Annotated in this window: 34 protein-coding genes; 26 read left to right on the forward strand and 8 right to left on the reverse strand. The window is 36.3% G+C overall.

From position 1 onward, the window contains the following. Positions 1–8: 8 nt before the first annotated feature. The 8 genes from KO504_RS16950 to KO504_RS16985 all read right to left on the reverse strand — a co-directional run bounded on the left by KO504_RS16950 (position 9) and on the right by KO504_RS16985 (position 6,297). Positions 9–521 carry a hypothetical protein gene (locus tag KO504_RS16950; RefSeq protein ID WP_215928886.1) on the reverse strand — a complete coding sequence of 171 codons (513 nt, stop codon included), beginning with the start codon at positions 519–521 and terminating at the stop codon, positions 9–11. A gap of 15 nt (positions 522–536) precedes the next feature. Continuing rightward, entirely contained in the window at positions 537–1,034 is a 498-nt protein-coding gene (locus KO504_RS16955; protein WP_215928888.1) for a hypothetical protein, read from the reverse strand. Next, positions 1,034–2,188 carry a phage head morphogenesis protein gene (locus tag KO504_RS16960; RefSeq protein WP_215928890.1) on the reverse strand — a complete coding sequence of 385 codons (1,155 nt, stop codon included), beginning with the start codon at positions 2,186–2,188 and terminating at the stop codon, positions 1,034–1,036. Before KO504_RS16960 ends, KO504_RS16955 begins: the two co-directional genes overlap by 1 nt. A gap of 98 nt (positions 2,189–2,286) precedes the next feature. Then, positions 2,287–3,570, reverse strand: a complete 1,284-nt coding sequence (locus tag KO504_RS16965; RefSeq protein ID WP_215928892.1) for a phage portal protein family protein — start codon at positions 3,568–3,570, stop codon at positions 2,287–2,289. After that, positions 3,570–3,989, reverse strand: coding sequence for a phage protein Gp36 family protein (locus KO504_RS16970; RefSeq protein WP_215928894.1), 420 nt, complete (start codon positions 3,987–3,989; stop codon positions 3,570–3,572). The genes KO504_RS16965 and KO504_RS16970 overlap by 1 nt, the downstream gene beginning before the upstream one ends. Continuing rightward, entirely contained in the window at positions 3,986–5,500 is a 1,515-nt protein-coding gene (locus KO504_RS16975; RefSeq protein ID WP_215928896.1) for a hypothetical protein, read from the reverse strand. The genes KO504_RS16970 and KO504_RS16975 overlap by 4 nt, the downstream gene beginning before the upstream one ends. Further along, positions 5,484–5,756 carry a hypothetical protein gene (locus KO504_RS16980; protein WP_215928898.1) on the reverse strand — a complete coding sequence of 91 codons (273 nt, stop codon included), beginning with the start codon at positions 5,754–5,756 and terminating at the stop codon, positions 5,484–5,486. The genes KO504_RS16975 and KO504_RS16980 overlap by 17 nt, the downstream gene beginning before the upstream one ends. Position 5,757: 1 nt before the next feature. Then, positions 5,758–6,297, reverse strand: a complete 540-nt coding sequence (locus KO504_RS16985; RefSeq protein ID WP_215928900.1) for a helix-turn-helix domain-containing protein — start codon at positions 6,295–6,297, stop codon at positions 5,758–5,760. A gap of 187 nt (positions 6,298–6,484) precedes the next feature. Here KO504_RS16985 and KO504_RS16990 point away from each other — a divergent pair, with 187 nt between their 5' ends. The 26 genes from KO504_RS16990 (at position 6,485) to KO504_RS17115 (ending at position 26,159) form a co-directional block, all read left to right on the forward strand. After that, positions 6,485–7,642 (forward strand): ATP-dependent Clp protease proteolytic subunit, encoded by a 1,158-nt coding sequence (locus tag KO504_RS16990; protein ID WP_215928902.1) that lies wholly within the window; start codon positions 6,485–6,487, stop codon positions 7,640–7,642. 84 nt (positions 7,643–7,726) lie between these two features. After that, the gene (locus KO504_RS16995) at positions 7,727–8,731 is read left to right on the forward strand and encodes a hypothetical protein (RefSeq protein ID WP_215928911.1); all 1,005 of its coding nucleotides are present in this window, start codon (positions 7,727–7,729) and stop codon (positions 8,729–8,731) included. A 56-nt stretch (positions 8,732–8,787) separates the two neighbouring features. After that, complete coding sequence (locus KO504_RS17000; protein WP_215928915.1) at positions 8,788–9,249, forward strand: N-acetylmuramoyl-L-alanine amidase; 462 nt, start codon at positions 8,788–8,790, stop codon at positions 9,247–9,249. Beyond that, on the forward strand, positions 9,246–9,593 hold the full coding sequence (locus KO504_RS17005) for a DUF3888 domain-containing protein (RefSeq protein ID WP_215928917.1): 348 nt from the start codon (positions 9,246–9,248) through the stop codon (positions 9,591–9,593). Before KO504_RS17000 ends, KO504_RS17005 begins: the two co-directional genes overlap by 4 nt. 11 nt (positions 9,594–9,604) lie before the next feature. Continuing rightward, a complete protein-coding gene (locus KO504_RS17010) occupies positions 9,605–9,985 on the forward strand; it encodes a hypothetical protein (protein WP_215928919.1) in 381 nt (126 codons plus the stop codon). After that, positions 9,985–11,217 (forward strand): DUF2586 family protein, encoded by a 1,233-nt coding sequence (locus KO504_RS17015; RefSeq protein ID WP_215928921.1) that lies wholly within the window; start codon positions 9,985–9,987, stop codon positions 11,215–11,217. The genes KO504_RS17010 and KO504_RS17015 overlap by 1 nt, the downstream gene beginning before the upstream one ends. Before the next feature lie 2 nt (positions 11,218–11,219). Further along, positions 11,220–11,660 carry a hypothetical protein gene (locus KO504_RS17020; RefSeq protein WP_215928922.1) on the forward strand — a complete coding sequence of 147 codons (441 nt, stop codon included), beginning with the start codon at positions 11,220–11,222 and terminating at the stop codon, positions 11,658–11,660. Positions 11,661–11,664: 4 nt separating this feature from the next. Then, positions 11,665–12,003, forward strand: a complete 339-nt coding sequence (locus KO504_RS17025) for a hypothetical protein (RefSeq protein ID WP_215928923.1) — start codon at positions 11,665–11,667, stop codon at positions 12,001–12,003. 240 nt (positions 12,004–12,243) lie between these two features. Then, on the forward strand, positions 12,244–14,253 hold the full coding sequence (locus KO504_RS17030; RefSeq protein WP_215928924.1) for a phage tail tape measure protein: 2,010 nt from the start codon (positions 12,244–12,246) through the stop codon (positions 14,251–14,253). Continuing rightward, positions 14,250–14,876: a DUF6046 domain-containing protein gene (locus tag KO504_RS17035; protein ID WP_215928926.1), complete on the forward strand. Its 627-nt coding sequence runs from the start codon at positions 14,250–14,252 to the stop codon at positions 14,874–14,876. Before KO504_RS17030 ends, KO504_RS17035 begins: the two co-directional genes overlap by 4 nt. Further along, the gene (locus KO504_RS17040; RefSeq protein ID WP_215928928.1) at positions 14,873–15,853 is read left to right on the forward strand and encodes a hypothetical protein; all 981 of its coding nucleotides are present in this window, start codon (positions 14,873–14,875) and stop codon (positions 15,851–15,853) included. Before KO504_RS17035 ends, KO504_RS17040 begins: the two co-directional genes overlap by 4 nt. Next, positions 15,850–16,422: a hypothetical protein gene (locus tag KO504_RS17045; RefSeq protein WP_215928929.1), complete on the forward strand. Its 573-nt coding sequence runs from the start codon at positions 15,850–15,852 to the stop codon at positions 16,420–16,422. Before KO504_RS17040 ends, KO504_RS17045 begins: the two co-directional genes overlap by 4 nt. After that, entirely contained in the window at positions 16,406–16,693 is a 288-nt protein-coding gene (locus KO504_RS17050) for a hypothetical protein (RefSeq protein WP_215928930.1), read from the forward strand. The genes KO504_RS17045 and KO504_RS17050 overlap by 17 nt, the downstream gene beginning before the upstream one ends. Continuing rightward, a complete protein-coding gene (locus KO504_RS17055; RefSeq protein ID WP_215928931.1) occupies positions 16,690–16,962 on the forward strand; it encodes a hypothetical protein in 273 nt (90 codons plus the stop codon). Before KO504_RS17050 ends, KO504_RS17055 begins: the two co-directional genes overlap by 4 nt. Before the next feature lie 2 nt (positions 16,963–16,964). Then, on the forward strand, positions 16,965–19,007 hold the full coding sequence (locus KO504_RS17060; RefSeq protein WP_215928932.1) for a LamG domain-containing protein: 2,043 nt from the start codon (positions 16,965–16,967) through the stop codon (positions 19,005–19,007). A gap of 14 nt (positions 19,008–19,021) precedes the next feature. After that, a complete protein-coding gene (locus KO504_RS17065; RefSeq protein WP_215928933.1) occupies positions 19,022–19,960 on the forward strand; it encodes a hypothetical protein in 939 nt (312 codons plus the stop codon). 44 nt (positions 19,961–20,004) lie between these two features. Continuing rightward, on the forward strand, positions 20,005–20,292 hold the full coding sequence (locus tag KO504_RS17070; RefSeq protein ID WP_215928935.1) for a hypothetical protein: 288 nt from the start codon (positions 20,005–20,007) through the stop codon (positions 20,290–20,292). Between the two features lie 4 nt (positions 20,293–20,296). After that, a complete protein-coding gene (locus tag KO504_RS17075; RefSeq protein ID WP_215928936.1) occupies positions 20,297–21,364 on the forward strand; it encodes a hypothetical protein in 1,068 nt (355 codons plus the stop codon). A 278-nt stretch (positions 21,365–21,642) separates the two neighbouring features. Further along, the gene (locus KO504_RS17080) at positions 21,643–21,873 is read left to right on the forward strand and encodes a hypothetical protein (RefSeq protein WP_215928938.1); all 231 of its coding nucleotides are present in this window, start codon (positions 21,643–21,645) and stop codon (positions 21,871–21,873) included. Continuing rightward, positions 21,873–22,079 carry a hypothetical protein gene (locus KO504_RS17085; protein ID WP_215928940.1) on the forward strand — a complete coding sequence of 69 codons (207 nt, stop codon included), beginning with the start codon at positions 21,873–21,875 and terminating at the stop codon, positions 22,077–22,079. The genes KO504_RS17080 and KO504_RS17085 overlap by 1 nt, the downstream gene beginning before the upstream one ends. Beyond that, the gene (locus KO504_RS17090; RefSeq protein ID WP_215928942.1) at positions 22,072–22,983 is read left to right on the forward strand and encodes a hypothetical protein; all 912 of its coding nucleotides are present in this window, start codon (positions 22,072–22,074) and stop codon (positions 22,981–22,983) included. Before KO504_RS17085 ends, KO504_RS17090 begins: the two co-directional genes overlap by 8 nt. Then, positions 22,976–23,485 carry a hypothetical protein gene (locus tag KO504_RS17095; RefSeq protein WP_215928944.1) on the forward strand — a complete coding sequence of 170 codons (510 nt, stop codon included), beginning with the start codon at positions 22,976–22,978 and terminating at the stop codon, positions 23,483–23,485. The genes KO504_RS17090 and KO504_RS17095 overlap by 8 nt, the downstream gene beginning before the upstream one ends. Beyond that, entirely contained in the window at positions 23,473–24,408 is a 936-nt protein-coding gene (locus tag KO504_RS17100) for a hypothetical protein (protein ID WP_215928946.1), read from the forward strand. Before KO504_RS17095 ends, KO504_RS17100 begins: the two co-directional genes overlap by 13 nt. A gap of 26 nt (positions 24,409–24,434) precedes the next feature. Next, on the forward strand, positions 24,435–24,734 hold the full coding sequence (locus tag KO504_RS17105; protein ID WP_215928948.1) for a hypothetical protein: 300 nt from the start codon (positions 24,435–24,437) through the stop codon (positions 24,732–24,734). Between the two features lie 137 nt (positions 24,735–24,871). Continuing rightward, positions 24,872–25,696, forward strand: a complete 825-nt coding sequence (locus KO504_RS17110; RefSeq protein WP_215928950.1) for a DNA adenine methylase — start codon at positions 24,872–24,874, stop codon at positions 25,694–25,696. 103 nt (positions 25,697–25,799) lie between these two features. Beyond that, on the forward strand, positions 25,800–26,159 hold the full coding sequence (locus KO504_RS17115; RefSeq protein ID WP_215928952.1) for a hypothetical protein: 360 nt from the start codon (positions 25,800–25,802) through the stop codon (positions 26,157–26,159). Positions 26,160–26,748: the final 589 nt, after the last annotated feature.

Below are 26,748 nucleotides of genomic sequence, written 5' to 3' on the forward strand. Positions count from 1 at the left end.
GCTTTTTTCTAATCCAATAAATAAGGCTGTTCAGACTTCTCAATCTTAATCTCATCTAACTCATGCTCATCATAATCTTTAGTAGCTGAGTAATCCATTAACTGACAAGTGTAAGTCATACGATACAAATTACCTGCATTACCAGTGTCCATTGGTGCAAAGCCTGTGCGTCTCATACTACTAAAGTTTTCACCTGCAGAACCATGAAACACACTATTTATCACATCCATTAAATCGATAAATACTAAGGCACTTTCTTGGTTAAAACTATCCTTATACGTATCTGCAAATGTTTCGTAAAAGAGGTAAACATCAACCTGCAGGTTTACATTTTGCACCTTTTGGCCAACATCATTAGTCTGCAATGTTCGGTAACTTAAAAAAGCTGCAGGTGTTGGAAATGGGTGTTCGGTTTCTAAAAAATTAACCTGGTTATGCCACAAATCTATCCACTCTATAGCATCGGTTTTTGCGCTAATCATGTTAGCATGTTCTAAGTATAAGTCTTTCCAGTTTTGCATGGTTTAAATGGTATTTTAAAGCTGTTTAAATCGTGTTATAATTTCATTACTCACATGGTCGTTCCATTGTTTATCAAACATATCGGACTCACCCATAAATTGGCGTTTAGTCATTTTATAATTAATTCTTCTTAAGTGTGCTTTTATTTCAACAGATTTACCTTTTCCCATAAAATTCCTGTTGATGTATTTTTCAACTCTTGCAGTTGCATTCACAGAAAGTCCTTCATTATGCACAGCGGCATAAGGTGATTCAGCTGTAAAAACAACTTGCTCAAGAGAACTGCTTTCTACTCCAATAGAATTAAACATACTATTTGAAATTATTAGCAATAAATATTGCAAAGGATGTTTTCGTGGTTCCCAAGCTTCAAACGTAGAACCGTGCCAACCTTGGTCATAAAAATTCTGATGTATAAAGTCCATACCTTGTATTTCGGCATCCTTTTGCAGTTTCCGCTTTAAGACTTCAGCCATTCCAAGAAAATCTGGTGTTTTATTTATTTTACTCATTAGTTACGCTTTATACGTTCTACTTGCTTTCTGTCTTTAGAAATTACAATCACTTCTGTAATGCTCGGATAGGCTTTTTTGTCTTCTAAAGCTTTGTTAACTTCGGTCACCACTTTGGTAATGCTGTTTTTATTATCAATTAAATCTATAATAACAATGGCTACTCCTTGTTTTTCTGCAGTAGTAAATGTGTCTTTAAAATCTAGCTTAAAACGTGTAACACGTTCTGCTGTTTTCTTACCAATGAGATAAGTGCTTTTAGTGTCTTTAGGTAAAATGGTAGCATCAATCTTAGGTTGAATTTTTAAGGTCATACCCTTGTCTGCTAATGTCTTGGCAACCGTGTAATTGCTATATAGCGTTTCTGCCTCTGCAAAATCACTTACAAATACTTTACCACCACTTTTACTATTGTACTTGGCTTTACCGTAATTAGATTGCAGTTTAAAACTCTCAAAAGCAACTTTTACAGCTTTTTCGTCACGCTTTGGCATTATATAATATGGATGAGAATTTTCGTTAAATACAGATCCTGTTTTACCGACATTAATGCTAAAGTCAGGTTTCATAAAGTCTGTATTAGGTGTGAAGCTAGATGCAGGACTGTCTGTTTGTACAACATAGCAACGACATCTCCAGTCGTTAGGTGGGTAAATTCTATCCCAAATCTTATCGTCTATTGCAGCAACAAATCCATCAAGGTCTTTGTGATCATCTCTTACGTGCTCATCGCCTACAGTTTTATATCTTAGATTAGGATATCGGTCTTTATTACGCTGAAACTGCTGCCACTTAGCTGCCATTTGTGCCGATGCTTTTGCGGTTTGATATTCTGCCTGCAGGTAATTGACGTTGTACGTCGGATGCTTATCTAATACCAACTTTTTAAAGTCGTTAAAACTGCGCTCTTTGCCATCTTTATCGGTTAAATAGGTGTTGAACTTTTGAAGCTCTTGATACGTCTTAGCTGCAGAAAAACGGTAAATGTTTTGTTTGAGTTGCTGTACGGTTTTGGTATTAGCAGCATCAAACTTGGTAAACCTTGCGCCATAACCTTCAGAAATGCCTTTATTAAGTTCTTTGTAAGTGGTGGTTAATAGTTCCTGGTCTAAATCGGTTGGCTTTAGTTGTCCAGAATGCAGCTCTTTTGCCACACGCTCTATTACTTTGTTCCAGGCGTTTAAACTTACAGCATTAAGCTCTATGTTTTCATGGCCACAACAGTTAGAGTTATAATGCGCTGCTAGATGGTTTACACCACTTTTTTTAGACTTTTTTTTTTAGTAGGTGGTGCTGGTGGATTTTCCATTGTTGGTACACCTGTTGTCTTCACACCTGTAATTGGTAAGCCTGTACGGTTTTCGAGCTCTTTAATATCAAACTCGTAGTATTGGCTTAGGTCTTTTATGGTGTCTAAAAGTTCTTTTAAGGTTAAAGATTCTGTATCATCCCATTCAAATCGTAAGCGTTCTAGAGGTGCATATACAGGACTCAATTTAACAAGCCTTGGTATAAGCTGATCGTTTATAATAACCTTTACAAAAAACTTATCTAGTTTGTGCTTAGTTGCTAAAATTTCGGCATGCACATTTGCAGCACCTGTATAACTCTTCTCATCTGTGGTACCAGTAGCACCATTTACACGTTTAGAAAGCTCTGAGTTGTAACGATCAATAAGCTTGTCAAAAATGTCCACATTACCACCGCTAGAGTCTTTTCCAACTTCAAAGGTTTCCTGTCCTCTACCAACCATAAAGTTGTTAGATTTAAAGTTGAGTAAAGCCTCATAGAGTTGATCCATACGGACTTGATCTTCTCTATCTGTTATGGCAAATATTGGTGGTATGCCGTATTTTTCAATATAATCTAACCAAGAGCCAAAGCCTAGTTTTTTACCTAACACCAAAGGTGCTAATTGTGCTAGTAAACCTAAGAAATCATCTTTACCAATCTGTATGTAATTGTCGGCAAAAGCACCTTCTTTGTAGCTCCAGCCTTCTGTACCACCTTCCTCTTTGGTTATGATGCCTTTAGAAGGTATAATGTAACCCATTGGTATCTCTTCAATGTCTTTAAGATACAGCTCTTCGTCTAGCTCATAAAGCTCAATGACTTTAGTACCTTCCCATTTAGAATTCATACACATGCCAATGAAATCGATAAACCACATGGCTTCTAATAACTGCTTAGCCTCTTCATCTTCATTACCAGACTCATCTACTAATCGAAATGGTGCACCTTGTACAGGCTCGGTTCTGTTTTCAAACAAAGCCACTAAATGACTGTCTAGCTTTAAGTTTTTGTAAAGCCTATCTAGTAGCATGCGATTTGGATCGTCTGGATCTGTAGCCAGTTGTATGGCTTGCTTCCAATCTTTTAAACTTTTGGCAGCCATAGTTTCGGCTTCTCTGGTGATTTTACCAGAAGCATAATTGTTGCCTGCTTTTGTAGCTGCTACAACTCTTAATGTGCTCTCGTTTGTATTATTAAATACGTATTTTGAGACTAAATTATGTAATGGCTTAGGTAATTTCATTAGATGTAAAAGTCTTTATTAGTGTTATTGCCAAACATTGGCTTAAGTGTAGAGTTGCCATCTTCATCGGTTGGATAAGGCAAATCGAGAGATACCTTACCTGCGTTAATTTTCTCAAGCTGACTCATAGCCCAATCAAAATCGGTTTTTAAATCCGTTGGTACTTTACGCGCTGCGTTTCTACCAATGATTTTATACATGGTAAGTTTTACAATGATTTCTGCTAAGAACTCATCGCGTATAGGTTCGGTTTCATCAAAGATTAAAGCCACATCATAACGGCCTTTAAGTAGCGTTTTAGTAATGCCAATAGCAATCAGTTCTGACCGATCTATAACACCAGGATCATCTGCTGTGCTTTCGTCTATAAAACGTTGGTAGCTATCTGTTTTTAAATCATCTGCATTTATATAAATCATATACGCTCGTTTTTAGGTCGCATTTTGCCTTGTCTGTAATTAAGGCCGTCATTCTGCGTGTTATAAGGCTCTAGCAATGCAATACCCGTTTGCTGTGTGTCTGGGTAATCGTCATTTGTTTTATAATTTGGCTCAATAGATAAGAGCTGTGCAATACCTACTTGAGTATCGTTGTGACTCTTTAGCTTTTCGTTGTAGAAAATCCGGCCATTTTGGTAGTAAGGATGCAAGGTTAGAATCCTGTCCATCTTCTTAATCTTTGGCACTTGTATTTTAAGGATATTGAGCTTAATGCCATATTGGCGTTCGGTTTCGCGTATAACACGCTCTACTTCATCATTCCAAAACTGGGCTTCAAAACGCCAATGAACTACAACGGTTTTAGGCAGTCGCTTCTGAAAATCGCACATATAAGACACTGCAGTAACCATTTTGCAGCGTTTAACAAAAGTGTCTATGACCCAAAAGTTCTTATCGTGAAGGCCTTTGACATCAATGGCGTTATAATCTGATGTCGCACTACCTGCATAAGCCACATCCCAAGTACCAATGATAATTTTAAACTGGTTGAGCTTTGGCATTTTGCCGTATTGTATATGCTCTGGTTTAAAGTAATACCCTTCTACCTGTGGATTTTGTAAATACTCTGCTTCGAGTGCAAGTGTACCAATGTCTTTTTCTAACTCACGGTAATAGTTATCGTGGTATTTTTGATGCCATGTTGGTTTGTAGGTAACAGGATCATAAGCTTTAATATGATTTACAACCCATTCTGGATGCTTCTCTTGCAGTTTGGTCTGTATCATTACAGGCGCAAAACGGTTATTGGCATACACAAAGCGTCTAATATCTCCATCCATTGTTGGTATAAGATCGCGCTCAATCCACTTTACATATTCATCCTGTCGTTTCGGATTCTTAATGAGTTCTTTAGTCTCTAAATCATCGACAACAATATAATCTGGTCTTCGAGATTTTACACGCAAACCACGCACAGACTGCCCTGCACCAAGAGCTTTTGCAACAAAGCCACTTTTGGTAATAAAGAAACCTTTCTCCCATTGGCCGTGACCGTGTTGCTCACCAAAATCGTGTATAATTTTTGGGTTGCCTTCAAACTCGGCACGTAAATCTTCTAGCAGTTCTGAAGCTCTGTCTTTAGATACCGTTACCAGAACCATATAATGTGCCTGGTCATTTATCCATAGCCAAAACGGAATAAGAATATCATCCATTACCGACTTACCAAATCCACGAGGCATCTCATCAAACTTCTTTATAGTCGGATTTTTCATAGTTTGCTTGGCTGCCTTTAAATGGCAATCAGCAGGCTCAGAAGTCGCATAATGCGGAAAGTATTCCTTACACATATAGGCATAATCCTTCTTAGCACGTTCTATTCTAGCTTTTTGTTCTGCCTTGGTTTCAAAGGCATTCACTTCACCAGAACTGCGAGCAAACTCTAAACGCTTTCTATAGCGTTCTAATGCTATTTTATCCTTCCTGTTCAACGCGGTTTAAATCTGGATTTGTGGTTAACTTATAAGTGATCTTGTTTTGCCTAAAATTGAAATACAAGTTTTTTATAAAGAATTGCTTTTTGCAAATTTTAGGGGCATCCTTTTTTCGGCTGACTTGGCTAAACTCAAAAGGCTGGCCTACAACATAACCTGTACCTTTTCTTATAAAATAAGAGCCTAGTTCTAAATAATACTGCTCTTTTGGTGCGCCTTGTTTTATAAGGCTTACTAATCTTTTAAAATTCATCTTATCCTAATTGTATAGATACTTTAGTTATGTGCTGCTCTTGAAAATCTAAACTTTGTAAGTAAAGCTCTGGATGCGAACCTTGCATGTCTTTAAACACTTCATCCATTACATGCAGGTAATTAGAGAGTGATACGGTGTGCTCTTTATCAAAGTTTTCTAAGGTTTTATTCCACTTAGAAATGGCATCATCGTAACCCACTAATTCTTTACGCAGGTCAGAGATCATGTCTTTGGTTAAAGCTACCATGTCCATATCTTTTTGGTCTTGGTACTGTTTTAACTCTACTTTAAGCTCGTTTAAACGTGTACGTGTCGCAGAACGGTCTTCGGTAATGCCATCAATAACATTCTTAATGTTGTCTATGCGCTGGTCTTTAGAGTTGTGTTTAGCGTCTCTCTGCGCTTTCCACCCATATTTCTCTACCCAGTCGCCAAAGGTTTTCTCGGTAACATTTACCAATCTTGCACACTCTTTAGCGGTTTTGCCCTGCTCTACATAAAGCACTCTACCAGCCGCACGTTCTCGTTTCTTAGCCATATTTACTACTTAATTACACAGCAAATATCATAAGGATTGCCATCTAAAAGAATTTGCAATACGGAATCCGTATCTAAAACCACGTAAAAACGTAGGAAATACCTACAGATTCCGTATGTGCTTTTTTTTAAGCCTTAAAGAGCTTGCATTTTTGTGCTTTCAAAACGAACCAAATAAACAGGTTAAGGTGAAGTACAAACAACTTATAGCATTTAGCGAAAACAAAAAAGAAGTAGGTAGCATTTCTGCAGCCATAGATAATGGTACAGCCTATTTTAAAATTGTTGGACGTATCTGGTCGTGGTCTGCTGAAGATGGTAGCAAACTAAGAACACAAATAGATGAAGCTATTAAAGCAGGAATTAAAAACGCAATTATAGAAGGTAGTTCTGAAGGTGGTTCTGTATTTGCTACTAACGATCTGTTAGCCTTGTTTCAGCAATTTGATGATGTTAAGATAAAAGTTCATGCGCTTATGGCATCGGCTTTTACTTATCTAACGAGTCATTTTCACACAACTATTAAAAAGAACACCCAAGGTATGATTCACATGCCAATGCTTGGTGCTCGTGGCAATGTAAAAGAGATTAAAAGCTCGTTAAAATTAGCTGAAAACATCACAAAAGATTACAAAAAAGCCTACGCCAAAAAGACTGGTAAAACCGAAGACAAAATAGAAGCTTTATGGGCAGATGGAGACTACTGGATGGATGCCGACGAGTTACTAGCTGAAGGTTTCGTAGATGCCATTGAAGGCGAAGTGGAAGCCTTTACAGATTTTGATGTAGATGCACTAGCCGCATGTGGTGCACCTATAATACCAGAAGCAAAGAAAACACAAAAACCGAACACAAAAACAAAAACGAACATAATGGACAGAGAAGAGTTAATTGCCTTTTTAGGCTTAGATGCTAATGCAACTGATGATCAGATTGCAGAGGCAAAATCTGCAATGAAAATTGATGCTTTAAAAAAGCGTGAGTTAGATGCACAAGCAGCAGCTGGTAAAAAAACACCAGAAGCTGGAGCTGAAGATGAAGAGGTTACTGCTGAAGCTAAAACCTTAGTCGAAGCTGCTTTAAAAGCAAAGAAAATTACAGCTAAAGAAGTAGCGGCTTATGAGAAGTTAGCAACTGCTGATTTTGATTCTGCAAAGATTGCTTTAGATGCTATGGTAGCAAAACCAAAACTAAGTAGAGAATTAGATCCTCAAGGAAAAGGTGATAAATCAGTAGGACACGCATCTTGGACTTTTGATGATTACCTAGAAAAAGATCCTGATGCATTAGAAGCTTTATTGGCTGAAGACCCAGAAGCTTATGCAGAATTAGAAGCTGCTAGATAAATACAAATTTACTGATAAGAAGAAATCCCAAATCTATTATCATAACCACTTATAAACACACAAACAACAAAAACAAAAACAACGATGAAAAACTTTTTTAAATGCTTACTTGCAATCTTAATGATTGCTGTAGTTACAACTGTAGGGCATGCCTTTGGCGCATCTACTGGCGAAACTGTATCAATGGCAGTTACAACCGTAGCCTTACCTATAAAGAATGAACTTGCCGAACGTGAAATGATTAAACAATTACGTCACGAGCATACGTGGGTTTCAGAAATTAGATCTAAGCAAAGCTGGGTTAATAACGATGTTATTAAGATACCTAAGCGAGGTGCAGCACCAAAGGTCTTAATTGATAACACCAACTACCCTATTGTGTCTAATAACAGAGATGATAGTCATGTCATTGTAGCCTTGCATAAGTTTGATACTGAGAACACCACTGTTACCGATGACGAATTGTACGCTTTGCCTTATGAGAAAGTATCTGATGTGCAAATGCAGCACAGAGAGACTTTAGAGGATGAGACGATGGAATATGGTCTTTGGGGATTAGCACCACAAGAAAATGAAGAAGCCGAAAACCAGTTTGTATTAGAATCTACTGGAGACAATGATGGTACTGGTCGTTTAAAACTACAAACTAAAGATCTTAGAACTTTACAAGCTAAGATGAATAAAAAAGGCATCAGCAAAAAAGGTAGAATTTTAATTCTTTGTGATGATCATGTGAGTGACTTACTAGAAGAGGATAGAAAATTTTATACGCAATACCATAACCAAACTAATGGTGTGGTAAGCAACATGTACTACGGGTTTAAAATCTATGAAGATTCAACAACACCAGAGTATGATGATACTACTTTAGAGAAGATCGCTTATGGTAGTGCTACAACTGGACGTAAGAGTTCTGTAGTATTTCATAAAGGTTCTACGGCAAAAGCTGCAGGTACAGTAAAACGTTATGCTAAAGATGCAAAGGACAATCCAGAAATGAGAGAAAACACAGTAGGTTTTAGACTACACCACATCATCGTGGCGTACGGAATTGAAGGATCTGCTGCAATCATCTCTGGAAAAGCCTAATAAACTATAAATACAGCCTAAGCATAGGTTTAGGCTGTCTTTTAAAATCCCATTACATGTCAACGCTTAAATATTTAGTCATTCATTGTACCGACACACCAGAAGGTAGAGAGGTCACAAAAGCAGACATAGAACGCTGGCATATTAAAGAGCGTGGATGGTCTAGAGTTGGTTATTCTGACATGATACATATAGATGGCTGCTTAGAAAATCTAATCGCTTTTAACCAAGATAATACTGTAGATAACTGGGAAATATCTAACGGTGCAAAAGGCTTTAACGGTGTTGCAAGACATGTGGTGTATGTTGGTGGTTGTGATAAAAACTTCAACCCAAAAGACACCAGAACACCAGAGCAAATAAATGCTTTAGAAGTGTATGTAAGGTACATGATCTTAAGGCATCCAGATATAAAAGTTGTAGGACATAACGAGCTATCGAGCAAAGCATGTCCAAGCTTTAATGTAGGCGATTGGCTTAGAAGTCTATGTATTCCTTGTAAACATATTGGAAGATGAATTTTAGAAACCTAGCAGAAAACTTAATCATTGTACTTATTTCAGTATCAGTAGGTGGTTATGTTGGGTACACAGCGTCTACAGCTTCTAATAAGCAAACCATAGAATTACTAAGACCAACCATTGAGGAAGCCATCCGTAAGGAAACCACTTCAATTAGTAATGAGTTTAAAACCGAGATTAAAAAGCTAAAAAACCGAAAAGGCGAGCTTACTCTCGATGTTAAACCAATTATAGAAAATCAAATTGAGCAACACGGAGACACTATCACCGTAACGCCAAAAAAAGAATCAAAAGACCGACCAGGCTTTTTTAAGCGACTGTTTGGTAAAAAACAAAACTAAATCCATAAGCGATGAGCAAAATATTAAGCAAGTCTCAGCTTCAAGAGAAAGCAGACAAATTATTTAAGGATTACCCAGAGGCAACAGAAGGATTTGTAACCAATGATGGTAATGCCTTTTTAGACCAGAATCGTGCAGATCTTCATGCTAAGTCTAATGATAAATTAAAGGTTATCACATTTGAAAATGAAGGTTTAGGTGAAGCTACTCCAGAAACAGAAAAGGTAGACCCTATTAAACCAGCATCTGCAGATCAGTTAATTGAATTAGCTAAAACAGCAACTATTGATGTAGCTACTATCAATTTAGATATTGAAAAAGAAGGCAAAGCTCGTAAAACAGTAATTGCAGCTTTTGAAGCTAGAATTGAAGAACTAAACACTGCAGGATAATGAGTTTTAGAGGTGTAACTATAAATAAATTAAACGGTGGTTTAGGGCGTAGAAACGCTACTGACGACAATAAGGCTATCCTTATTGTAGGGATGCCATTAACAGGCACAACAGCCGCCGTGAACACAGCATACAAATTGTTGCAAACCACCGATGCTGAGGCGTTAGGTGTAGATGCTGCTTTTGATGCTAACGAAAATGTACTGGTACATCATACTATAGATCGTTTCTTTGGTATATGCCCAGATGGTGAATTGCATTTAATTCCTGTAGCAGTAGATCAAGCACCAACAGCAATTGTGGCCGCTGAAGATCTTATTGCTGCTGTACGTGACATTCCAGAAGCTAATGTTATTGGCATTATGCATCATAATGTAGAAGTACCAGATCTTGATGGACATGTCAATAAGGTTCAAGAGTTTGTAGATGCTTTTGCTGTGGAAAACAGATACATAGATGCTGTTATTTTAGAAGGTATAGGTGAAGCAGACACTTTAACTCCAGTTGCTAATTATCCAGACTTAAGAGCACAAGATGCGCCTAACGTCTCGGTAAGCATTGCACAAGATCCTGCAGTTGCGTCTCAAGCTGCAGCGTATGCAAAATATGCTGATGTTGGTACAGTGTTAGGTGGTGTTTGTGTAAGACAGGTTAACGAAAATTTAGGCTCTGTTGATATTTTAAACAAGCCATCTAGTGCAAAAGGAAGAGAAGACTATCCATTAAGCCTTGCAGGTACAGGTACATGGGCATCCGCTAACCTATCTGATGGTAGAGACTTTAGCCAATTATCTAAAGCAGATCAGAAATCGTTAACCGATTCTGGTTATATCTATGCTGGAAGCTTCAACGGTTATGGTGGTGTGTTTTTTAACAGCTCACCTACTTGTGTAGAGAAAGCCGATGATTTTGCCTACATAGAAAATAACCGTGTGTGGAACAAAGCCGTGCGTTATATACGCCAAACGCTTATACCACGCGTTAGAGGTGTTGTAAAGAAAGATCCACAAACTGGCTTTATTAGATCTTCTACTATTGCCGACTGGAATTCTCGTCTAAACAAAGCTTTAGAGGTAATGATTGCCGACAACGAGATTTCTGGATTTGATTTTTACATCAATCCAGCGCAAACATTGAGTGAGGATGATCCGCTTTTAATAAAAGGTCAGATCGTTGTAGATGGTATTGTCTTTGAGTTTGAAGTAGATTTAGGTTTAACCGATAAATTATAGACATGACGACAGATACAACAATAATTAACAAGTTTGGCACAATGACAGGATGGAACGACATCACTGTTAATTTGCTATCCAGAGACGTAGAAGGTATTCTTAAGATTGCTTACGATGACACCGTACAAAAGGAAAATGTACCTGGTGCAGGTATGTACCCTGTTGGCCGTTCTAAAGGTAACTATGAGGCTAATGCTTCAATAACACTATATAAAGAAGAGGCAGACGCTATTAAAGCGGCATTAGCAACTGGTAGTCGTTTGCAAGACATTTTGCCATTTGATATTAATGTGCAATACCAGAAAGTTGATGGTTCTATTGTAAAAGATCGCATCAGAAATTGTGAGTTTACAAACGATGGTGTAGATGTTAGTAATGGTGATGGTACCATCTCTACAGAATTTACATTAATTGTCTCTCATATTGAGTGGAATGTAATCTAAGCCCATGGACAAAGTATATACAACATTTGCAGATATTACACCAGAGCTTAACGCACAATGGGAAGCTAAATATGGTAAGCATCGCATCATAGATTTAGAGATTGAAGTCGATGGCCATACGTACAACTACGTACTTCGCAAACCAGATAGAGCTGTGTTAGAAGCTATGGGCAAACATGCTGTGGCTAAAAACGTTGAGCTCACCAACAAATCACTGATTAAAAACTGTGTTTTGGGTGGTGATATGGAAGCTCTAGATAAAGATGGCTCTGTGTACGTGGAAGTATTAGAGCAGCTTCAGAAACTTAAATCAGAAGCCAAGAGTACCATAAAAAAGCGTTAGACCTCTTCAAGCTTGAGGTTGATGAAGAGGACAGCAGCCAATTTATAACTAAAGTCAATGCGCTTTTACGTAGCCATTATAAGTTAGATCCAGAAAGCCTAAGTGATGAGGACTGGTCTAAGTATTATCAAGAATATAGCTACGTAAAAGCGATTGAATATAAGAACCTCGCAGCTATCATTGAGGTAGCAAGTAAAAAATCATTGATTGATGTAACCAATCAAATTTTCAAAAGCATTAATGGCAACTAACACAAAGACATCATGGATTTTAGAGCTGATAGATAAGGTCACAGCTCCTATGAAAAGCGTTGATAAAAACGCTAAGTCTTTTGATGCGACCATTAGAAAAGTTACAGCTTCACTAGATGGCATGGATGACACGGCAAAAGCAGCAGCCAACCAAGCCTTAAAGAGCTTTAATGATTTAGGCTCTGAAATTGCCCAGGAACAAAAGAAAATTGATAGTCTAAAAAAACGCCTTCACGATTTAGGCGATGCCATAGATCCTTTGCTAAAGGCAAAGCTAGATTTTGATATAAAAGCTGGTGAAACTAAAGTAAGACGCTATAAAGAGCAACTTGTAGAAGTACAACACGAGCTAGAAGAAATTGAAAAAGCACCAGACCCAGCAAAGTTAAAAGCTAACTGGGGTGCTGCTGTTGTAATAGCCAACCAAACCGTTGAGTTAGTCAATAAAGCGATTAGTGGTATGGCTTTTACAACGCAGATAGAAGATTTGCGTGTTAACATACAGCGTATGTCTAATACCAGTGGCAAAGCTTTAGATGATCTTACGTCTAAAGCTTATAAACTTGGACAGGTCTTTAATGAGTCTCCAGATGAAATTGCTAAGGCTGCTAATGCTATGACAAAATTAGTTGGTGGTACCTATGAAGAAAATATGGCTCTTATTGAAGCTGGATTTGAAAAAGGTGCTAACATCAATGGCGATTTTATAGACCAATTAAAAGAATATCCAACGTTTATAAACCAATTAGGTTTATCTCAATCTCAAGCTATTGCCCTAATGGCACAAGCAGGTAAGGATGGTATTTTTAGTGATAAGGCGATGGATTCCATAAAGGAAGCTGATCTCTCACTTAGAGAAATAGGTCAACCACAAATAGATGCTTTAAAAGGTATTGGTTTAGCAGCTGAAGATTTAGCTGGTAAAACCACCTTTGAAGCGGTGCGTATGATTAGCGAATCAATGGAAGGTGCAAGCACACAAGCCAAGCAGTTAGTTTTAGCGGATATTTTTAAGGGTGCAGGCGAAGACGCTGGGATGGCATGGATTGAAGGTTTAGGTAGTATCGATTTAGATATTAATAAAATACCATCTATTGAGCAGGCCAACGCAGGTATTAAAGGTTGGTTAGCCGATTTACAGACAAGTTTTAGCAATACGTTTGGCTCAATAGCCTCTGGTGTTGTAGAGTTGTCTCCAGTTGTTACTGGTGTGGCTTCAATGATTCCTATTATATCTCAACTCACAAAAGTAAGTTGGTTGCAAACTGCAGCAACGCAAGCAACCACAGCAGCACAATGGTTGTGGAATGCTGCACTTACAGCAAATCCTATTGGTATTGTTATTGTAGGCGTTGCAGCCTTAGTTGGTGCAATAGTCTGGCTTACTACTTCTGTTGAAGGTTGGGGTGAAGCCTGGACACATACATGGAATGGTGCAAAGCTGTTATTTCAAGCATTTGTGGCCACAGCACAAGCCAATTTTAATTTAATGATACAAGGCATCATGTTAGGTATCAATAAAATTAAATTAGGCTGGTACGAGTTTAAAGAAGCTATGGGCATAGGTGATAGTACCGAAAATCAGAAAATGATTGATGGTATTAATGCCGATACCGAAGCGCGTAAACAATCTATCATCGATGGCTATAAAAAAGCTGCAGGTTTAGCCTTAGAAGCTACAGGCGAGTTTGTAAAAGGTGCAGGATCTCTTAAGTTAAAAGAAGACGAAGAAACCGAGAGCGAAGATTTAGGTGCTATGGCTTCACCTGGTAATTATGCCAGCACTTTAGATGGTAAAACCAACGCTAATACTGGTGGCTCTAAAACAGGTGGTTTGCAAGGCTCTGCAAAAGGCATTGCTAAGAGTGTTACCATGACGTTAAATATTACCAACAACTTTAGTGTTGCAGATGCTGCAGCTTCTAAAATAGATAAAATTGCCGATATGGTCACAGGCAAAATTAACGACCGCTTAAGAGATGCTATGTTATCCGTATGAGTACTTATAAGCCAGACATATCGCAACTATTTAATGCCGCTTTTGGGTTTATCCCGATTACGTATAAGCCACAAATAGGTTTACAGCCCGTGGGTAAAGCCGTGTATGCTTCTGTACCAACAGAAGAGTATGAAGCGGCAAAGAAAATGAGTTGGATGGGAACGCCAATCATGTTTCCTGTGTCTTTCATTTCATCTGGCAACAAGTATTTACAATACAATGGTCGCGGTGAACTTGTAGAGGTAGAGGATTTAGCAGATTTTGATTTACCACCAACCACTGTTGTAGATTTTAGACGCGCTAAGAATGTTACTAAAACTAATGTATTAGGTAGTAATGGTACCGTTAAAGAAATTTACGGTTTTGATGATTGGCAAATTAGAATTAGAGGCCTGTGTTTAGATACGCCAACAGTTAAGGCCTACGACCTGCAAAGTGAGTTATTAAAGTGGGATAATTTGGCAGATGCTATAGAGGTTCAAGGTGATTTGTTTGTGGATAAAGACATTTATAGAATTACCATTGAAGAGATAAATTTTACACAGCCACAAGGCAGACATAATGTAATTCCTTTTGAAATTACAGCCAGTAGTGATCAACCTATAGAACTCGCTTCAATATGACTTTAGCAATGAATGCTCTCATAACATTTGAAGCTTACAAGGGAAGCAAAGAGCTTGTTATTAAAATTGTTAATTCAATTGAGGTAGAGAGCAGCTTTAAATTGTTAACAGATAAAGCAACGATACGTTTACCTAGAAATATAAAAATACAAGGTCAAAATGTATATGACAATGTGAAAACAATTTTTAGACGTGGCCGTCCTGTAAAGATTGAGTTTGGTTATAACCAGGAATATATTACCGAGTTTGAAGGTTATGTAACACAGGTATCTGCTAACATTCCTATTGAGATTCATTGTGAAGATGAAATGTGGAACTTAAAGCAATTACCAGTAAATGTAAGTTACAGATCTGTGCAGCTCAAAACCTTACTAAATGAAATTGCACCAGGTTATGATGTAGATGCTTTAGAAGGTGTAACGCTTGGTGGTGTTAGGTTTAGTAAAACCAATGTTGCAGAGGTATTAAACGAACTGCGAAAAGAGCCTTACAAGCTCTTTAGTTACATGAAAGGTAAGCAGCTAGTTTGTGGTAAGTACTATGCAGATGATACCGAAACGGAAACCTTAAAGTTTCACTTAGAACGAAATGCGGTGAGTAATGATCTTAATTACAGAAGTGCTGAAGACATCTTATTACGATTAAAAGGCATTTCGGTACTGTCTAACGGTTCTAAGATTGAAGCGATAATTGGCGATGAAGGTGGTGATGATTTTCAGCTCACGTATTACAACATTGAATTAAAAGCCGAGCTAGAACGCTTAATGCAAAAAGATTATGAGTTAAGAAAGCGTGGTGGTTTTGATGGCAGTTTTACAAGTTTTGGCATTCCATCCGTTAGGCATGGTCTCAAAGTAGCCTTAGAAAGCTCGCTTTATCCAGAGCGTTCTGGTATCTATTATGTAGAAGCTGTAAAAAAGCGTTTTGAAAACGCAAGTATAAGACAAGAGATAACATTAGGTGGTGCTGTAGCATGAAAAGTAAAGGAAGAGAAATAGAAGCTTTTGGTGGTTTGTTAGAAAACCTAATGAAAGGTAATGCTAAGATACAAACGCATTACGCTTATGTTACTGATGTAGATTGGGAAGCCAAGACAGCAACGGTTAAAGGTTTGCTAGACGATTTAGAGTTTTATGATGTGCTTTTAGGTTTGGGATCTTCTTTTATAAAGCCATCTATTGACAGTAAATGTCTCATTGGTGTCATTCTAAATAACGACGCGCAAACCTTTTTAATTTCAGCTGAAGAAATAGAGGCTTTTGAAATGGTTGATAAAACAGGATTTAAATGCCATTTAAACAACGGTAAACTCACATTAAACGGTGAGAGTTTTCAAGGTTTGGTAAAAGCACCAGAGCTGAAGACACAGCTAGATAAAAACACTTTGATTTTACAAAAAATACAAGAGATTTTTAACAGCTGGACACCAGTACCAAATGATGGTGGTGCAGCATTAAAAACATTAGTAACAGCATTTACGAGTTTGCCAAGAGCAGATTTAAGCAACATAAAAAACGACACTATTAAGCATGGTAACGGCAACTGATATAGTATTAGATGATAACGATGATATCACTTTTGTAAACGGTGATTTTGCTGTAGGTGAAAGCTTAACACAAGAGGTCTCTTTAATACTTAGAGCCAGTCAAGGTGAGTGGAAAAGCGATCCTTTAATTGGTGCCAACCTTATACAGTTAATTAACAGCAATGTTGATGATACAAAATTAAAGACTAGAGTAAAGTTGCATTTGCAACGTGATGGTAAAGATTATAATGCTATTAAAGATTTTATAAATCTAAAACGAGTAACACAATGATTATACAAAACCAGAGCGTATTAGACTTGTCTATTCAAGAGTTTGGTAATATAGAAGGCCTTATGGCTTTAGCTATAGTTAATGATTATAGTATTACTCAAGATTTAGTACCAGGAACAAATTTTGAAGTGCCAGATTATGATACTGACACGCCAGATATACAACGCTATTATAGCACAAGAGATAAACATCCTGCCACAGCATTACAAGCATTTATATATAACACCTTATTTGCTGAAGGTTTATTTGCTAACGGATTATTTGATTAGACATGAATCAGAACGACATTAGAGATTTTAACAACGAGACTTACACTGTACCAGAAGGTGCAGCCATTGTAAAAGAATTAAATGATAGAACCAAGCATGATGAAGATGGTTATAACTCCATGGCCGAGATTGGCAGTAAAGTAAAACAGCTCTACGAATATGAAAGCAGAACTGTAGAGCAACCTTACTATGCCAACGAAGCTGCAATGATAGCCGATCAAGGCAGCCAAACGGAAGGTTTAATCTATAGATATAATGCTCCAGAGATTTCGCATTTTGTTTATCTCGGCACTACTACTGGCACTATTGCAGATTATGATCCTATATCTCAAGAAGAAATTGATGCATTTTTAAATTCAGCCAATTTCCAAATAAAAGAATTAAAGTCTAAAGTAATAGACGAAAATGTAGACATACCAGCAGGAGAAATTAATGATTTTGCAGACACTTCATTTGTTATAGAAGTTGATAACGACATTGTAAATGCTATTTATTATGACCAAGGCTATTCTGCTTTATTAGCCAAGTACAGAGAATTGAAGCATAACGGAGAGCGTATATTTCTTAATATGTATAACAGTTCTCAAAATAAGAGTGTTGTAGCAGAGGTAGATAGTTATGAGATGGTGTTAAATAATACTATTTGTAAAGCTAATTTAGTAGCTACAGGCAACTTTGCTATTAATGAAGCAGACATGAATGTGACAGATGTGTTTCATTTGTTTTTACCTTATGTTGGTGGTTATGAAAGTGGTGGACCTAACACAATATCTGTAGCATCAGAAATAACAGAAAATACAACAATATCAGGTGCACAAAAAGGCTTAAATAGCTTGTATCCAATTAATAGCAGCTCAGATGTAAAAATTACTGTAAATAAAGGAACGTACGTTATAGGTGATGTTATAAATTTTAAAAGACGTGGTTCTGGTGAAGTAGCCTTTCATAGAGGTGAAAATGTGCGATTAGAAGGATATAGAAGTTTAGATAATATACACCGTTTGCAGCATAAAGGAAATTTAGCCTCTGTTGTATTTGATCGTTTAGATGGAGATGTATTAGTTGGAACAGTTATAGGCGATATAAGCAAAGGTTATACAGGTCCTGTAACAACTTCATTTTACGGTAATTTGAGAGAAGATGAAGTAGGAAAAAGCGTGACTGTAATAGGAATGGGATTTAGCGAGAATATACTTATTTCGGTTAGTGAAAATGCTATTTTGAATTCATGGACATTCGTAAGCGATACGGAAATAACATTAAACTTAGATGCTGTTGGCGATGAAGGTGATACTTTTGATATTCTTTATGATAACGGTGATTTAAGTACAGATACAGTAACTATAATAGGTAGCTTAGATGTGCCTACAGCTAACATAAAAAGATATTTCAAATTTAACTCCAACACTACAGATGCTGCAGGAGTTGAAAATGGAACAGCGACAAATGTAACTTACGGAACTGGTAAGGTAAACAACTGCATTGAGTTAACTGGAAATCAAAGTTATGTTATATTACCAAATCATACTGATCTTAATTTCGGAAATGGAACTACAGATTCTCCTTTTTCTTTTGATTTTTGGGTTAAAAGAAAAATAGGTACAGGTCGTTTTCTTTTGTCTAAAAGACTTTCAGGCCCATCAGGGCATCAGTATCAAATACGTACAGATAATAGTGGTAAATTGATAGTAGAACTATTTGATGACAGCACGGGAGGTCAAATATCTGTTACAACGGTACCAACTTTGAACCAAGACGAGTGGCTACATATAGCAATAACTTATGACGGACAATCTTTAGCTTCTGGAATATTAGTATACATAAACGGGGTATCAGTAAGTGTTACTACAAGTAGTCAGGGAAGCTATGTGGCAATGGAAGCATTTTCAGGAGACTTAGCTCTTGGAACACAGTCGTGGAACTTAACTACGTCAAGTTCTTGGGATGGCGATTTTGACGAGTTTAGAGTGTGGAATATAGCTTTAACACTTGGTCAAATTCAAAGCATACTTGATTTAAATAATAACGGAACAGAATTGTTATGATGTTAAATAGTATCATGTCTCAAGGACACAGTTTCTCTGGATTAAAATTTCCTCCCTTGGTAGAGGTTATTTCTAAAGACAATATAATGCAAGGTTTTGACACTGTGTATTGGTTTATGCCTTACAAGTCGTCAGATTTTCCTGAGATTATTTGTGATAAGAACTACTTTTTTATATACTCGACTGACCATCATAACGGCGATGGTGGTATTTTTTGGGGTAAAGGAAACAATTTAGATTGTTCCGACTTTGTCGAAGTTGGTAAAATCATAGACGGATACCAAGCCGAAACTCCACATTTATATAGATTTCCGAACGAGACTAGAACAATAGCATTGTACTACCATACATCAGAGGCTAACCCTTTAAATGTGCATGTGGGTCAAGAAACTAATGTTATGACTACGAGCGGAGGTGTCTTAAATGAAAATATATGGACTCATGAACAAAACCCTTTAGGTTATGAAGCTCTAGATCATCATTTAGGTTATTTTAAATTTTGGAATATTGACGGCATATTGCAGGGTATGCATTTAAAGAGAGGTGCACCGACAGAGTTAAATGAGTTTCTTCTGTGGCAAAGATCTGTTTATAATGGGTCGGGTTATGGATTTACCAGAAGCAATATATATGATTCAGAGGGTGATTATTTATCTGTTGTAAATAGAGCTTTAAAACCTACATATGGAACATTTTTCAAAAGAGGGTTTACTATATACTATCTAGGTACAACGTCTTACGATTATGTAGGAGCGCCCGAACCAAACAAACAACTTGTTTTATTAGAGTGCAATTCTGACTTAAGCATAATAAAAGAGATACAATTAGTAAATCCTACAATGACAGGAAATGCTGGACATTATCAAATTTATATAGAAGGAGATTATGCTCATTGCTATATGCAAAGTTTAGGTGCTGTACATTACTCAAAAATAGATATATCAGAGCTTTAAAACCTTAAATAGATATAATAATAATAATAATAATAATAATAACAATGAAAAATAACAAAATAGATGTAAACGCAAACCAGTGGGCAATGGCTAGACACGCTAATATCGCTCAATTTATAAATGTAGTCGTGGTTTTAACCTTCTACTTTAATGAGGTTAACCTACTATATGGATTACTATTTGTAATTCTAGGATATTCTTTTTTTGAGTTCGCTCAAAAGAAATGGTTTGAAGGTAAAAACAATTTTATGCGCCAATTTCTAACGGTATTTGCGAGTATCATTAGTTACGGTATATACGCAGGAATAATAACAGTAATTACAAAGGTATAGAGCTATGAAAAAACTATTCACAATTTTAGCCATAGCGTTATGCTTAACAACGCAAGCACAAAACAACAAACCAGACGAGTTAGTTAATTTAGCTTTAACAGAAGATGCAAACGTAACAGGAAGTGTTTCAGAAGGTCGTGGTTTACCTGCAGATATCTTGTATGATCCTGCAACGCAGAATTACGCAGTAACTTCTAAACACTCGGAATACGGTGTAAAATGGGGTGAAAAAACAGATTTGTTTTTTTGGAAGGTATCGTGGAAAAGCCCTAAAACTATCAATTATATAACTGTTGGCGGTGCTTACGGAAACCAGCCACAAGCAGATGCATCTTGGCAAATTTCATACATAAAAGCCGATAAAAAAACAGTCATTGAAAGCGGTGTTGGCGATTGGCTTGATGCAGGAATCTTTGAAAAAAAGTTAGTAAAACCAATAGTAGCAGATGAGTTAATTGTAGAAGTCATCAACTCAAAATCTATACATCTAAGAGCACGAGGTGGTGTTAATGATTTTTTAGATGATTCAAGCACGAGTCCTAAAGCAACATTAATTCAGTATTTGCCAGTAGAAAATCAAGAGCCAGCCGTAAGCACGTTAGCCCATGGAAAGTATCAACTGTTTAAAGACAATGAATTAATTTTTCAGCATGTTAATGCTGTAAAAGTTTTAGATTCTGCAGATAACACCAAGGCTATGTTTAAAGAGGCAGAAGTTATAGTAAAGCAGCCAGACATCGAATACCTAATAGGTAAAGGAGGTAACACTATTGCAAGCATAAGAGCTACTACATTTAAAAACAAATTACCATTACTGGTTAATGAGATGACTAATCTAATATCAGAATATCATTTTGGTTCAGAGATACCTTGTGACTCCGAAAATTCGTTATACGTTATTTCAGACGAGCCTTTCGATTTTAGAGACCATCCGTTAAACTTATATAATGTGGTGTGGTTTTTTAAAAATGGATTGCTTAATAATGGCAAACCAATAACAGAAGTCGAGGCTTTATCTAAAGGTTTAATCTTGAGTCATTGTGATAATTTTCAATTAATAGTAGGGAGATGAAACTGCCAGAAAAAAACACGAAAATTGCACGGTATGCTAATAAGATTTCGATGTTGTTTTTCAATAGAAATTTTAGGACAAAGCCGAAAGCCGAAAGCATTTTAAATTTTGCTAAGACTTATCCATCGGAATCTCACATTTTACGATTTCTAAGTGATGTGTCTGAGCAAGTAAAGTATATCAATTAAAACGGCTGCATTTAGGCAGTTAGAGCGTCTAATTGTTTAGTAGGGGGTGTGGCCGTTTATTTTAATAATAACTATAAAATTAATAATCGTATGAGTTTCGTAGAGAAATATAAGAGAGGTTTGGCAATTATAGCAGGTACATTGTTCTTATTTATAGCATTGTATTTGCCAGCTAGATATGCGCTAGGTTTAACAGAAAGAGAGGATGTGTGGACATCTATTAATTGGATATTTTTAGGCTTGGCTCTTATTTTTCTATGGGGAGAGGTAGCGAAGCTCGCACAAATGGTTCAGAATTTCATTAAAAAGAAAACAGAGTAATGACGCATAAATATTTAGACATCCTGTTGACATTTCTTTTTACCTTATTTCTTAACATAACGCCTGCTTCGTTTTTTAGCATTTTAGCGTCATTTGTAGTAATAGTTAGAGGTGTTTATTTGATAATTAAGGATGTTACCAATGATTTTGATGGTAATTACAAAGCTTGGTTAAAATTTATAATAACACGTAAACGCGATGAGTAGAAGTATAAACGAGATACAAGATGAAATGCTTAATGCTGTGTCGGATGCAGATGAGCTATCTACATTAGAGGTGCTTACAGATGCTGAGGAAACCCAACTGCAAAATAGCTTAACTAGCACCAGTAAGGTTTCAATATGGCGTTTATATCTGTGGGTAGTGGCATTTGGGCAGTGGGTACAAGAGCAGCTCTTAGATGCGCTTTATAATAAAATTTCAACATTGATTTCTGAGAACACCTACGGTACCAAGCTGTGGTACACTAAGATGGCATTGCAGTATCAGCATGGTTATAATTTGCCAGAGACTGGTATTTATCCTACACCTGTAACATCTGCCGAAATACAGGCTGTAAATGCCTCTAAAATAGTTGCTAAAGTCTCTATACAACGTGTGGTGCTTAACGGTGTTGGTTCTTTGCGTATAAAAGTGGCAAAGTCTAATAACGGTGTTTTATCTGCATTTACAGAACCAGAGCTGGCAGGTTTTCAAACGTATATAGATCTTAAAGATACAGCAGGCGTTTACAAGGTTGCTACAACAGGAAATGGTGATGATTTAAAGGTGAGTTACAAAATCTATTATAACGGTCTTATTTTAGATAATGAAGGCAAACGTTTAGATGGCACAAATGACACACCAGTGCAAGATGCTGTTAAAGCATTTTTAGCTAGCAGTGAGTTTGATGGTCGTTTAGATGTTAATGCTTTAACTGATGCTTTGCAACAGGTAGAAGGTGTGGTATCGCCACATAAAGTATTAGTGGCTTCAAAATTTGGCGATTTTGAATATAACTCTACGAGCAATATTGCAGGTGTGGTTACTGATTTTAGACAACCAGATTCTGGTTATTTTGTGTTAGACGAAATTAACAGCGAATTTGAATTTGTAGAGAGCTATGAGTAATTATTTGAACGTTGACATAGAGAAATTAATAAAGCTGAGTCTGCCTATAGATTTGCGTAAGCCTAAAACAATTGCGTTTCTCAATGCTTTGTTTGCACCTATAAAGGCAAATTATGCGCGGTTTACAGCATTTAAAGAGTCGGTATTTTACATTGTAAGTCATAATAGTTCTATAGTACTGCTGCAGAAAATGCTGAATGATAAGTTTGATCCTTCAGCACGAAGGATCTATATAAGTAACATACAGCGAACAGATATCAATAGATTTTATTACTGGAATGAAAATAAAGAGTTTGGATTTTATGGTGAAGGCGATGTGCAGAAAGGATTTTATTATGCGTTTCAAAACGAAGCTCAGAGTCCTGATTATATAGTTCATATTCCGATAGAATATCAGCCAAACACTGAACTAGAATTAGATAAATACTTAGTGAAAGTACGCTCTGAAATAAATAGATACAATCACTACTCTAAATCATACATAATAGAATGGATAAACTAATAATTTCGAGCACTGGTGTTCCTGGTGCAATAGAATTGCTAGAGTTTTTGGAATCTGCATCTCACGATCAGATAAATGCTTTAGTTAAAGCAATAGGTAATAATGTTATTTTCGATGGTATAGAAGATGATAATGGTCAAACCAGCGCAGGATGGCTTATATATAACAATGAAATTTTACCATTTAAAGCCTCTGCAACTGACGAAACTGTAGTTATTAAGCAAATTATAACTACAGCTGCTTATGATGATACGCAGACTGGTAGTTTTGATCAGATACAGCCAATTTGGAAAAAGAGACATTGTGAGTTTGGCGATCCTGGTGATGCAGATATTGTTGCTTCATTTTCTTTTGATACATTAACTAGAGTTAGAACCTTGCAGGTCTTAAATGGCCTGCTCACACAAGCTACTGAAGAAAAGCTGGGTTTAGTTGAAATAGCTACACAGGCAGAGGCTAATACCAATGACAATGATACACATGCTATAACACCTAAGAAGCTAAATGAAAGAAAAGCAACTGCAGACAGACGTGGTGTTATTGAATTAGCTAATCTTAGCGAGATACAGTTAGGAAATGATGAAGAGCGAGCGTTAACTATAAAACTGCTAAGAGATGCAGGATATAGAGTTACAAAGGTGACTTACGGAAGTGCTGTGACAGAGAATAGAGATGGTGGTGAGCTACAGAATGATTATACGAAGAATTTTAAGGACATCTACCCACCTACAGGATACACCATGGCAAACTTAGTCGGTTTTGAAGCTAGTATCGCGGAAATTTACTTTAGCGGAAATGTGGATGACAATGACATTCTATGGTGTAATTATGATGTTTTATCAGATAAAATAAGAGTGATTTGTAATAACCGAGAGAACGATGGAAACTCGAAAATTAACTATATAGCGATATGGCAAAAATAAAATATGCAGAGATAAATGATTCTAATTTGATAATTGGGGTTCATTCAGATGATATACCTGCTGCATTACTACCAACAGGTTACAGCACAGTAAGATTAGATGATGATATTGAAGATCCTAGTGGATTGGTTGGCCAAACGGTAGACAAAATCACCGAGCCTAAAAGTAAGCGTGAGGTTTTGAATGAGTTGAGTGAATCGGATTCCTTGAGACTTCAATTAAAGCAGTTATCTATTGAGCTTGATTTGCAGAATAGAATGGGCGAAGATACAACTGCTACACAGGCAGATTTCGATGCTTTAAAATTGCAGTACGAGAGTTTATAAAAACCTCGACTTTGCTGTCGTAGTTTCTCAGGCATACGACGAACAATAAAGGTGCCAATACACCAAGCCGAGGAAGTATATTCCTTGCTTAAATGGTGTATTGGCACCTTTATTTTACCTGAGAAATACAAAGATATATGAATTTAAAAACACCTACAAGCTATTATGGTGGTAAGCAGAATTTAGTAAGCACTATAATACCACTAATTCCTAAACACACAACTTATACCGAAACCTTTGTCGGAGGAGGTGCTATATTTTGGGCGAAACCTAAGAGTGAGGTTGAAGTTATCAATGACTACAACCGTGAGCTTATCAATTTTTATGAGTGCGTCCAGAATGATTTTGTAGAACTTGAGAAAATGGTTAGGATTAGTTTGCATAGTAGATCCTTACATAGTGATGCATCAGTAATATACAACAATCCACATATGTTTAGCCGCTTAAAACGAGCTTGGGCTGTTTGGGTGCTGGCAGCACAAAGCTTTAGTTCTATGCTTGATGGCTCATTTGGTTATGATAAACTGAGAGGTACAACTAGCCAGAAGATATCTAATAAGCGTAGGGATTTTACAGTTGATTTATCTATCCGTATGCAAAATGTACAAGTAGAGAATACTGATGCTTTACGAGTTATCCGCTCAAGGGATTATAAAGATGCTTTTCATTATTGCGATCCACCGTATTTTAATAGCGATTGTGGGCATTATGATGGATATAGTCGTGAAGACTTCGAAGATCTCTTAAAAACGCTCTCAAAAGTTGAAGGTAAGTTTTTAATGAGTAGTTATCCTAGTGATATACTTACCGAATATACTACGAGTAATGGGTGGTATGTTAAGAAGTTAGAGCAAACAGTTAGTGTTGCTAATGGTACTGGTAAGCCTGCTAAAAAGAAAATTGAAGTATTGACAGCTAATTATGATTTAAGCAATCCTCACGACAACTTAAAGTTGTTTTAAATAGTGTTTAAACTGGATTTTAATGTACAATTTGATTTAAATTTGTGTACAATTTGATTTCACGATTATACATGTCAATTTTGTATTATATGTATCGAATTGGATGGAAAATAATATAGAAATTGATATATCTGATTTAAGGGAAGAAACCAAAAAATCATTTAAATCACAGACCCAAGTTTTTTTAAAACATGTAGAAGATTTAAAATCACATATAATACTACCAAATAAATCATTAGAAAAGCAAAAGGTCAATGTTCTAAAATTTATAGAAAACGATTTAACGGATATAAAGAACGTTCTAAATTTAAATTCAGTAAAACCGAATGACTCTGTAGAGAATGTGGCAACTAAAACGTCAATAAAAAACAAAAATAAATTGCCTTTAATAACCGAAGAAGATGCTGAAGACTTTCTTTTAGAAACGGTCTTTCAGATTAGGAAAGGTTATATAAAAAAATGATATCCTTACTTTATATTATAAAAAATAATATTGAAAAAATTGAAACAGTGTATTGTAGATAAAGTCAGTAAGAAAATTAGAATATTAAGTTTTTTTATTCCTTTTTAGGTCTTTTGTTAATGTTGTTTTTTAGAAGAACAATTGGAAATTGTATTACTGTTTAAAATTGTTTATTAGAACGAACCTCTGTTGCTTCTTTTCAATAGTCTAAATAAAGCCATAAGGTTTAATTTTTTTTAATATGTTTTTTAGTGTGGTTGAAGAAATAGATAGCTATTACTAAATAAAACCTCTGCTGTATTATTATTGTGGAGGCGACGTTTTAGTCCCTATTTGTTTAAGAATAAAAACAATTTTAGTTCTTTATTATTTTATTTAGCGTAAAACAAACGTTTGTTTTACGCTAAATAAAATATTTTAGAGTATTATGAGGATTGATTAACCAAATTTCAATAAATCCATTACCTTTTTTATAGGATTGATTAAATTAATATGGAATCTATGAATTCAGGTTTTGTATAGGATTCTTAGTTAAAAAGATTCTCAATACTGTTTGATCATTTTGTGATTATTATACACGTCTTAAGTT

Source organism: Winogradskyella psychrotolerans (genome assembly GCF_018860565.1).
Lineage (GTDB): Bacteria > Bacteroidota > Bacteroidia > Flavobacteriales > Flavobacteriaceae > Winogradskyella > Winogradskyella damuponensis.